Genomic DNA, 8,936 nt, shown 5'->3' on the forward strand with positions numbered 1-8,936 from the left:
GCGCCTCGAAAGCCTGCAACGACGCCTGCTGCTGCGCATGCAGAACCGCCTGGCACATGACCGCCTGCGCCTGGACAGCCTGGCACGCCGCCTGCGCCATCCCGGCGAACGCCTGCGCCAGCAGGCCCAGCGGCTAGACGACCTGGACATGCGCCTGCGCCGGGCCTTCGAACAACGCCTGAATCAGCGCCGCGAGCGCCTGGCGCGCCTGGACACACGCCTGGCCGCGCAGCACCCCGGCCGCGCCCTGACGCTGCTCAAGCAACGCCTGGACAACCTCGCCGAGCGTTTACCACGGGCCATGCGCCACACCCTCACCACCCGCCGCCAGCAACTCCAGGCGCAGGTGCAGACCCTGCAGGTGGTGAGCCCGCTGGCGACCCTCAGCCGTGGCTACAGCATCCTGCTCGACGAACGTGGCCAGGCCATTCGCAGCGCCGCCCAGACCCGCAACGGCCAACGCCTGACCGCCCGCCTCGGTGAAGGCGAGTTGCAGGTGCGGGTCGAGGACAACCACCTGACCCCGGTCACGCTCTCCCTACTGGACTGACACATGCCCCGACTGTTTGCCCCCTTGCTCGCACTCTGCCTGCTGTTCGCCAGCAGCGCCCACGCCAGCTATATCACCCGCCAACTGAACAAGCCGGTGCCCGGTGGCGTGGCGGTGGTCAACCTCGGCCCAGCCGCCCAGGCCCCCAGCGCCCGTTTCGACGGCAAGCCGGTGCTGGTGGTGCGCGAACAGGACACCTGGCTGGCCATCGTCGGCCTGCCGCTGACCCAGAAGCCCGGTACCGCCAGCCTCACCGAAGGCGCACGCACGCTGACCTTCACAGTCGGCAGCAAGAAATACCCCGAGCAGCGCATCACCTTGAAGAACCAGCGCCAGGTCAACCCGAACCCGGCCGACCTCAAGCGTATCGACGCCGAGCTGGCCGAGCAGATCAAGGCCTACCGCAGCTTCAGCCCCACCCTGCCGAGCAACCTGATCCTCGACAAACCGGTCAACGGCCCACTGTCGAGCAAGTTCGGCGTACGTCGCTTCTTCAATGGCGAGGAGCGCAACCCGCACGCCGGGCTGGACTTCGCGGTGCCCGCCGGCACGCCGATCAAGACCCCGGCCAACGGCAAGGTGATCCTGATCGGCAACTACTTCTTCAATGGCAACACGGTGTTCGTCGACCATGGGCAGGGTTTCATCAGCATGTTCTGCCACATGTCGAAAATCGACGTGAAACCCGGCCAGCAACTGAGCCGCGGCGCCATCGTCGGGCGGGTCGGCGCCACTGGGCGGGCCACCGGGCCACACATGCACTGGAACGTCAGCCTGAACGACGCACGGGTCGATCCGGCGATCTTCATCGGCGCCTTCCAGCCCTGAGCCCCCGCCTTGCGCCAATCAAAAAGACCGCGCAACTGGCGCGGTCTTTTTGATTTGAGGCCGCTATAAAATCTCGCCTGATCGCACTTTTTAAGCATTTCTCTCAATTTTTTCTCAGTGCTTGCCATCTTTCACCCCACTGGTTAGGGTTGAGGCATGAAAAACACGCACACCCTCATTCTGCTTCGCCAACATCGCAGCCTTTGCCTGGTCAGTGCCCGACTACCAAGCTGAATCGCGTCGCCTCGCCCATTCATCTCTTGTACGTTCGGCGGGCCCCTTTCAAGGCCGCACAATAAGGATTGCTTTCATGACCATGCTCAAAGACCCTTCGAAAAAATACCGTGCCTTCGCTCAGGTCGATCTGCCTGACCGTACCTGGCCATCGAAGACCATCACTGGCGCGCCGATCTGGTGCAGTTCGGACCTGCGCGACGGCAACCAGTCGCTGATCGAGCCGATGGATGCGGTCAAGAAGCTGCGTTTCTGGAAGACCCTGGTCAGCGTGGGCGTGAAGGAAATCGAGGCGTCGTTCCCATCGGCCTCGCAAACCGACTTCGACTTCGTGCGTACCCTCATCGAAGACGGCCACATCCCGGACGACACCACCATCCAGGTGCTGACCCAGGCCCGTGAAGACCTGATCGCGCGTACCTTCGAGTCGCTGCGTGGGGCCAAGAAGGCCATCGTGCACCTGTACAACGCCACCTCGCCGTCGTTCCGCAAGATTGTCTTCAACCAGGACAAGCAAGGCGTCAAGGACATCGCGGTGAACGCGGCCAAACTGTTCGTCAAGTACGCCGCCAAGCAGCCTGAGACCCACTGGACCTTCCAGTACTCGCCAGAAACCTTCAGCGCCACCGAACTGGAGTTCGCCAAGGAAGTCTGCGACGCGGTGATCGAGGTGTGGAACCCGACCCCGGAACACAAGGTGATCCTCAACCTGCCGGCCACCGTCGAAGTGTCGACGCCAAACATCTATGCCGACCAGATCGAATGGTTCGGGCGCAACGTGTCGCGCCGTGACAGCGTGCTGATCAGCCTGCACACCCACAACGACCGTGGCACTGGCGTGGCCGCCACCGAACTGGGCCTGATGGCCGGCGCCGACCGCGTCGAAGGCTGCCTGTTCGGCAACGGCGAGCGCACCGGCAACGTCGACCTGGTGACCCTGGCACTCAACCTCTACACCCAGGGCGTAGACCCGCAACTGGACTTCTCCGACATCGACGGCGTGCGCAAGGTGGTCGAGGAATGCAACCAGATCCCGGTGCACCCACGCCACCCGTATGTCGCGACCTGGTGCATACCGCGTTCTCCGGCTCGCACCAGGATGCGATCCGCAAGGGCTTCACCCAGCAGAAAGACGACACCTTGTGGGAAGTGCCGTACCTGCCGATCGACCCGGCCGACATCGGTCGCAGCTACGAGGCGGTGATTCGCGTCAACAGCCAGTCGGGCAAGGGCGGCATCACCTACCTGCTCGAACAGGAATACGGCATCAGCCTGCCACGCCGCATGCAGATCGAGTTCAGCCAGGTAGTGCAGGGCGAAACCGATCGCCTGGGCCTGGAAATGACCGCGCAGCAGATCTACAAGCTGTTGCAGAGCGAGTACCTGCAAGCCAACGCGCCATACGCACTGGTCAGCCATCGCCTGCAGGAAGAGAACGGCCACAGCGCGGTGGAAGTGGAAGTCGCCGGTGAAGGCGAGACCACCCTGCACTGGCGCGGCAAGGGCAATGGTGCCCTCGAAGCCCTGGTGGCGGGCCTGCCGGTCGCCGTGGAAATCATGGACTACAACGAGCACGCCATTGGTGCCGGCACCAATGCCAAGGCAGCGGCCTACATCGAACTGCGCGTGGCCGGCGGGCGGCCGGTGCACGGCGTGGGCATCGATGAAAACATCACCACGGCCAGCTTCAAGGCGCTGTTCAGCGCACTGAACCGCTCGCTGAGCCAGCAGGCTGCCAAGGCGGCGTAAACGTCAACTGAGCGACGGCAACCGGAGATGCCCGCCCCCTTGGAGGCGGGCATTTTTGTTTGTGTCGTGGAAACACTGCGAGCGTTTTCCGGGCTCGGTATACTGCCGGCCTCGTAATTTTTTGCCACATCTGTAAGGACACTCGATGAGCCATTATCTGGAGCGGGCAATCACCGGCCTGCGCAAAATCGGCATCAACATCAACCTGCCGGTTGCCGACGCCCCTGTCCTGGTGTTGCTGGACCGCGTAGCTCAGTACGACACGACCAAGGTCACTTCTATCGCCGCAGTGCTGCAACAGTCCACCAGCTTCAACAGCATGGTGCGCGAGCAGATCGAAGGCATGGACATCTCCACGCGCTTCATGGACATCACCCAGAGCTTCACCTCCATCCGCGAAGACGCGGCCGCCATGGCCGGCTGGATGGACGACGGGCGCCTGGACGCGATGGAGAAGGTCAAGCTGACCTGGATGAACGTACGCCGCGGCTCCATCCCCAGCCGCTTCGCCGATATCCGCGAGAACTACCTGCAAGTGTGCAAGTCGGCCAATGACCAGATCGCCCGCGAAACGGTGATCCTGGAGTCGTACATGGACTTTCGCATGGCCATGAAAGCGGCAGAGGTCGAGGCCCAGCAGGTGCTGGCCATTGCCGGCGCCGCACTGAAGCAGCGTACCGAGGCGCTTAACCTGGCCAACACCCAGGTCGCCGCCGCCGAAGGCGCCGAGCCCGCCGCCCGTGCCGCCCTCGAACTGAGCCGCGACGAAGCCGTGCGCGCCCTGCAGGACGAAGACAAGCGCTACCAGATCATCAAGGACATCGCCGACGACCTGCGGGTGGGCTACAACACCGCCGAAATGGTCTTCGCACGCATCAACCAAGTGCACGTGATCAAGGAGCGCCAGTACCAGCGCATGGTGTCGTTCTTCTCCACCAACGAAGTGGTGCTGACCGGCCTGGCCGTGTCGTTCACCGCCAACAGCGGCCTGGCCGAAGCCACCCACACCCTCAATGCCACCACCGAAGGCATCAGCCAGGGCCTGGAATCGCTGGGCAGCACCGGCAACCAGCAGCTCGAAGCAGCGGTCAAGGCCAGCTACGGCTCGACCATCAAGGTCGACTCGGTGCGCGCCCTGGCCGACGCCACGCTGTCGTTCCAGACCGACATGAAAGCCATGGCCGACACCTATCGCGCCGAATCGAGCAATGCCGCCCGCGATATTGCCCAGGCCGTCGAAGACGCCAAACGCAAATTCGCCGCACTGCTGACCAAGGCCGCCTGATGAGCAGTGTTCCACTCTCAGAACAGCTCGGCGCCATGGCGGTGGTCGACCAACTGCGCCACCAGCAGATGCAGGTACAGGAACACCTGAACCTGCCACAGCGTCGCGCCGAAGTCGCCTCACGCATCCGCAGCTACTACCAGAGCCATGGCATCGCATTTGACGACGCCTTGATCGAGCAAGGTGTGCGTGACTTCTTCGCCCGCCGCCTGAGCTTCGAAGCGCCAGCGCAGAGCAGTGTTGCCCGACTGACCAGCACCCTGCTGCTCAACCGCAAGAAAGGTGTGCGCATCCTGCAAGTGGTGGCCATCGCCCTGCTCGCGGTGCAATGCACGCGGGTGGTGAACGATACCGCCAAGACCAGCACTGTGCAGGGCAACGTCCGCTCCTACGATTACAGCGCGAAAACGCTGGCCACCTCGCTGGAAGGTGTGCAGGCCCGCCTGGCCACGCTGCAACAAAGCGTGGCAGCCTACCCGGAGCCCGCCGCCAGTCGCCTGGTGAGCAATGCCGCCGGGCTGATCGCCCAGGCCGGCGAGCTGCTCACGCACCCGCCATTGCCGCAACTGATCGACAGCGACAACCGTGACAGCGTGCAGCAGGCGGTCGACGCCTATGACAAGCAGCGCAAGTCGGCCGATGTGCTCATGGGCCAGGGCGAGCAGGCGCTGATCGACGCCGAGGGCGTGCTGGATGCGCGCAAGCGCCTGCGCGCGGTAATGCAGGCGCCTGCCTACAGCGAAGGGATCAAGCGCTACCCGGTACTCGCGCAACAGGCCGACGTGGCCGACCAGGCCATCAACAGCGCCGACACCAAGGGCATTGCGCTGGCCAAGCGCGAGGTCACCGAACTGGAGTATCAGCTCGAACGCATTCAACAGGTGCAGCCACTGATCCGTCAGTTGGCCGAGATGGACCAGCGTATCCGCGCGATGCGCTTGCCGCCTGCCGACCTCAGGGTGGTCAACGCGCAGTCCGCGCAGATCAGCAGCGCCCTGCACAAACTCGATGTGAGCCAGGCCGAGCGATACCTGTCGAGCCTGGACAGCCTGCTCGATTTCGCCGAGCAGCCGCTGGAGTTGCGCGTGGTCGACCGCGGCGGCGTCAAGTCAGGCGTCGAGCGCTGCTACGACGATGCGCTGTGCGGCCAGGGCGGCAACAGCGTGCAGGGCAAAAGCTGGTACCTGGTGGTCGAGGCCGTCGACGCGGCCGGCAACGCGATTGCTGCGCCGGTGACCAGCTCGGAAACCGGCGAGTCGCGCTGGGCCTCGTATTTTGGTGTGCGCGTGAGCCAGGCCGAGTACCTGAAGATCAAGGAAGACAAACTCAGCGACGGCCACATCGACGACCGCAACATGGGCAACAAGCCTGCGAATACGCTGAGCCTTCAATTCAACAAGCGTGTCGCCAAGCCCGACATGATCCTGAACTGGTGACTGCATGAAACCGAGCAAACTCATCGGCATCGTCGCCAGTAACTCGCGTAGCTACGAGCAAGTACTGCGCGGCGCCGAGCAAGACCTGGCCGACGCCACCGAACGACAGATGGGCCTGGAACAGGACATCCTCACGCGCCTGCGCAGCATCGCCACCCTGCAGCTGGAGCACACGCCCTCGCTGCAACAGGAAGTGCTGCAGGCGCTGCAGCAACGCCAGCAGGCCCAGGGCCAGCTGCGCCAGCAACTGGCCGAGGTCGAACAGGGTATCGCCCAGTCGGTACAGACCTCGCACAGCCTGCAAGAACAGTTGGACGCCCTCGACCAGCAGGCCCGTGGCCAACTGGCGCAAGACCCTGCCTACGTCGAGCTTATGCAGCAACTGGAACAGGCCACCGAGGCCAACCAGGAAGCGCTCACCGGCCATGCCGAGATTCGCCAGGAGTGCGCGGACAAGCTGCCGCTGTTTGGGCGCAACCCGATCTACCACTTCCTGCGTGATCGCGACTTCGGCACCGCACAGTACCGTCATGGTCGGATCAGTCGCTGGCTCGACAACTGGCTGGCCCGACAGGTCAATTACGCCGGCAACCGCAGCAACGAGGTGAACCTGCTGAACATGCAGCAGCGCAACGAAGCGTTGCAGGCCGAGCGTGATGCGCAGCTCGCGGCGCTGCGCGAAACCACCGCCGCCCGCTTGGCCGATGCGCAGCGCCAGGCCGGCATGGCGCCGCTGCTTGAGGAACAGAAAGCACTGTACAAGCACCTGGTGGGCACCAAGCAGCAGGCCAACGATATCCATCAGCAACTGCAGGCCTTTACCCAGAACCAGGACCCGCACTACCTGCGTGCACGCCAGTGGATCACCGACCAGTTGCAGGCCAAGAGCATCGAACAGTTGCTTGAGGACGTGAAGAAAACCCCGAGCACTGCCGACGATCAGATTGCGGCGCAGTTGCAGACGCTGTATCCGCAGGTGAGCGGTGTCGAACAGGCCCTGCGCGAGGCGCGCAAGACCCACACACTGGCCCAGCAAGCCTACGACCGGGCCAAGGAACTGGAGCGTTCGCTGCGCAGCGATTTCTATCGGGACAACGGCTATCAGTACCGGACGTCGCTGGGGATCGAGCGCTTGATGGCCGACTACATGACGCGCGATGTGACCCTGGGGTTCATCGTGGGGACTATTCGCGAGCACCGTGAACTGGTGCCGCGGGTGAGTAGCTCTTCCAGCAGCTCGTACAGCGGCAGGGACAGTAGCTGGACGTCGTCCAGCTCAAGCAGTTCGAGTAGTTCGAGCAGCTCAAGCAGCAGTGGCGGGTTTTCCAGTTCGAGCAGCAGTGGCGGAGGCAGCTTCAGCACCTCGGACAGCTTCTGAGGGGCCACGGCGGTTGAGCGTGATTGTCCGAGCGCCAGGGGGACAAAACCGTCAACAGCCAGCACTTTTCAACAGCCGAAAAAAAGGTGCGCCGACCAAGCGCACCCAAAGCCGTACAGCACACAACGAATTCCGTCAGTCGAGCATCGCCAGCGCCTCGGCACTGCACGCGCGCACCTTGTCCCACTCGCCGTTCCTGATCCAGCCGCTGTCGAGCATCCAGGTCCCGCCGACACACATCACATTGGCCAAGGCCATGTACTGCTTGACGTTACTCGGGTTGACCCCCCCCGTCGGGCAGAAACGCACCTCGCCGAATGGCCCGCCAAAGGCCTTGATCGCCGCCGCCCCGCCACTGATCTCAGCCGGGAACAATTTGAAGCGGCGGTACCCAAGGGCATAGCCCATCATGATTTCCGAGGCGCTGCTGATACCCGGCAGCAATGCCAGCGGGCTGTCGACACCCGCCTCGAGGATGTCCTGGGTACACCCCGGGTGACCACGAACTGGGCACCGGCCTGCTCGACCGCCGCCAGCATCGCGCGGTCCAGCACGGTGCCAGCCCCCACGCACAGCTCCGGGCGCTGCTCGCGCAGCATACGGATGGCAGTCAGGCCATGCGCGGAACGCAAGGTCACTTCAAGGGTCTTCAAGCCTCCCGCTGCCAGCGCATCGGCCAGCGGCAGGATGTCCTGCTCGCGGGCAATGGTGATCACCGGCAAAATCCGCGCCTGGCCACAGATCCGGTCGATCAAGGCTGTCTTGTCGGCCATGGACAGTCCCGGCTGTGAAGGTTCGAGGTTTGTCATAACGGCGGATCCTTGGCTCATGGGCACCAGTAAATTTCCAGAGGGTCTTGCAAAAACGCACGGATCGGCATTTCGGTCAGGTCGTCACCGTCCAGTGCGGCGCGCAGGGTAGCGAGTTTGCCTGGGCCTTGCACCGACAACAGTGTCGCACCGGCCGTGGCCAGCACACGGCGGGTCAGGCTCAGGCGCTGGTGCGGCACGCTCGGTGCCAGCATCGGCAGTACCCGACGCACACCGTCAGCCTGCAGCCCCTCAGCCAGGTTCGGGCTGGCCGGGAACAGCGAGGCGGTATGCCCATCGTCGCCCATGCCCAACACCAGCACATCGATGCCCGGCAGCTCGGCCAAGGCCTGGTCAGCCTCCAGTGCAGCCGCCTCAAGGGTCGCCGCAGGCCGGTACAGGCCGACAAAACGGGCCTTGGCCACCGCGCCCTGCAGCAGGTGCTGTCGCAGCAGGCCAGCGTTGCTGTCGGCATGCTCGACCGGCACCCAACGCTCGTCGGCCAGGCTGATCACCACCTTCGACCAGTCCAGCGGCTGCGCCGCCAGGCTGTGGAAGAACGCCACCGGGCTGCGCCCGCCCGACACCACCAGGGTCGCCTCGCCGCGCGCGGCGATTGCCGTGCGCAAGCGCTCGGCCACATCGCGCGCCAGGCCCTCGGCCTGCA

Annotated in this window: 6 protein-coding genes and 2 pseudogenes; 6 read left to right on the forward strand and 2 right to left on the reverse strand. The window is 64.2% G+C overall.

All coding sequences use genetic code 11. From position 1 onward, the window contains the following. The 6 genes and pseudogenes from G3436_RS25110 to G3436_RS25135 all read left to right on the forward strand — a co-directional run. Window positions 1-550, forward strand: a 550-nt coding sequence (locus G3436_RS25110) for an exodeoxyribonuclease VII large subunit (RefSeq protein WP_279538731.1), incomplete at its 5' end; no start/stop codon positions are given. Window positions 551-553: 3 nt separating this feature from the next. Continuing rightward, window positions 554-1,378, forward strand: coding sequence for a M23 family metallopeptidase (locus G3436_RS25115; protein WP_163950795.1), 825 nt, complete (start codon window positions 554-556; stop codon window positions 1,376-1,378). Between the two features lie 310 nt (window positions 1,379-1,688). After that, window positions 1,689-3,361, forward strand: a pseudogene (gene leuA, locus G3436_RS25120) (2-isopropylmalate synthase). 145 nt (window positions 3,362-3,506) lie between these two features. Next, the gene (locus G3436_RS25125; RefSeq protein ID WP_163950801.1) at window positions 3,507-4,646 is read left to right on the forward strand and encodes a merozoite surface protein 3b; all 1,140 of its coding nucleotides are present in this window, start codon (window positions 3,507-3,509) and stop codon (window positions 4,644-4,646) included. Further along, window positions 4,646-6,082, forward strand: coding sequence for a DUF6384 family protein (locus G3436_RS25130; RefSeq protein ID WP_163950804.1), 1,437 nt, complete (start codon window positions 4,646-4,648; stop codon window positions 6,080-6,082). Before G3436_RS25125 ends, G3436_RS25130 begins: the two co-directional genes overlap by 1 nt. 4 nt (window positions 6,083-6,086) lie before the next feature. Further along, window positions 6,087-7,460 (forward strand): coiled-coil domain-containing protein, encoded by a 1,374-nt coding sequence (locus G3436_RS25135; protein WP_163950807.1) that lies wholly within the window; start codon window positions 6,087-6,089, stop codon window positions 7,458-7,460. A 135-nt stretch (window positions 7,461-7,595) separates the two neighbouring features. Here G3436_RS25135 and G3436_RS25140 read toward each other — a convergent pair. Both G3436_RS25140 and pgl read right to left on the reverse strand, forming a co-directional pair. Then, a pseudogene (locus G3436_RS25140) lies at window positions 7,596-8,290 on the reverse strand (bifunctional 4-hydroxy-2-oxoglutarate aldolase/2-dehydro-3-deoxy-phosphogluconate aldolase). Continuing rightward, window positions 8,287-8,936, reverse strand: a 650-nt coding sequence (gene pgl / locus G3436_RS25145) for a 6-phosphogluconolactonase (RefSeq protein WP_163950812.1), incomplete at its 5' end; no start/stop codon positions are given. The gene pgl and the pseudogene G3436_RS25140, both read right to left, overlap by 4 nt.

The organism is Pseudomonas brassicae (assembly GCF_010671725.1).
GTDB classification, from domain to species: domain Bacteria; phylum Pseudomonadota; class Gammaproteobacteria; order Pseudomonadales; family Pseudomonadaceae; genus Aquipseudomonas; species Aquipseudomonas brassicae.